The sequence below is a fragment of the Bacillus sp. MT94 genome, from assembly GCF_058792475.1.
This window is the reverse complement of record NZ_JBXAEZ010000022.1, coordinates 1-1,405: the sequence shown is the minus strand read 5'-3', so window position 1 is coordinate 1,405 and position 1,405 is coordinate 1. Positions and strand designations below refer to the sequence as shown.

1 protein-coding gene is annotated in these 1,405 nt (G+C 36.2%); it reads left to right on the top strand.

The genetic code is table 11. The features are described 5' to 3' along the window. Positions 1-14: 14 nt before the first annotated feature. Positions 15-1,369 (top strand): IS3 family transposase gene (locus tag AC1Q51_RS27785; RefSeq protein WP_098615502.1). Its coding sequence is split into 2 segments (ribosomal slippage): positions 15-468 and positions 468-1,369, totalling 1,356 coding nucleotides; the frame shifts between segments, so codons are not numbered across the junction. The last annotated feature ends 36 nt before the right edge of the window (positions 1,370-1,405 follow it).

Sequence of the window (1,405 nt, the reverse complement as noted above, 5' to 3'; positions counted from 1 at the left end):
GGTGCAGTTTTTCTATGGCTAAATTTACAGCTGATGAAAAAATACAAATCGTTCTACGTTATTTGAACGGAAATGAAAGTTATCGAGAAATGGGTAGATCACTCGGTATAAGTGACACAATCATTTTGAATTGGGTAAACCAATATAAACAGAATGGTCTGGAAGCTTTTCTAAAACGATGTACAAATTACACACAACAATTTAAACTAGACGTACTAAACTTTATGATTGAAAACGGTATGTCCTTATTTGAGACGGCAGCTATCTTTAATATTCCTGCCCCTTCAACGATTTCTGTTTGGAAAAAACAGCTCGAAACACAAGGAATTGATGCCCTTCAATCTAAGAAAAAGGGGCGTCCATCTATGAAAAAAGATTCAAATAAACAATTAAAACAACCTTTAGCTGAAGGGTCAGTCGAAGCACTTGAAGCACGCATTAAACAGCTTGAGATGGAAAATGAGTACTTAAAAAAGTTAAATGCCTTAGTTCAAAACAAGGAAAAATCACAAAACAAGACAAAGCGCAAGTAGTCTATGAATTAAGGCATAAATATTCGGTGAAGGCACTCGTGGAGCTAGCTACTATTCCTCGAAGCACATATTATGATTTAGTAAAGAAAATGAATCGTCCAGATATAGATGCCGATTTGAAAGCGGAGATTAAAGCGATTTATGAGGAAAATGAAGGTCGTTATGGTTACCGTCGCATTCGTGATGAATTAACGAATCGTGGCCAGAAAGTGAACCACAAGAAGGTTCAGCGCATTATGAAAGAGCTTGGGGTAAAGTGTGTTGTGCGTATGAAGAAATATAAATCCTATAAAGGAAAAGTCGGTAGAATTGCACCTAATATTTTAGAGCGTAATTTTCATACAGATGCACCGAATCAAAAGTGGGTTACAGACATCACAGAGTTTAAATTGTTTGGAGAAAAACTGTATGTATCACCTGTATTAGATTTGTATAATGGTGAAATTATTACCTATACAATTGGTTCTAGACCGACGTATTCGCTTGTTTCAGACATGTTAGAGAAAGCATTGGAACGTTTACCTGAAACCCACCAGCTACTGATGCATTCGGATCAAGGATGGCATTATCAAATGAGACAGTACGTCCGTACACTTGAATCAAGAGCTATCGTCCAGAGTATGTCTCGAAAAGGCAACTGTTACGACAACGCAGTAATAGAAAATTTCTTTGGGATTATGAAGTCGGAGTTCCTCTACATAAAAGAATTTGAAAATGTAGAGCACTTTAAAATAGAATTAGAAAAATATATAGATTATTATAATACGAAACGGATTAAGGCAAAATTAAAAATGAGCCCGGTACAATACCGGACTCACTTTTATCAAGCTGCCTAATGAAATAACCGTGTCTAACTTTTAGGGGTCACTTCA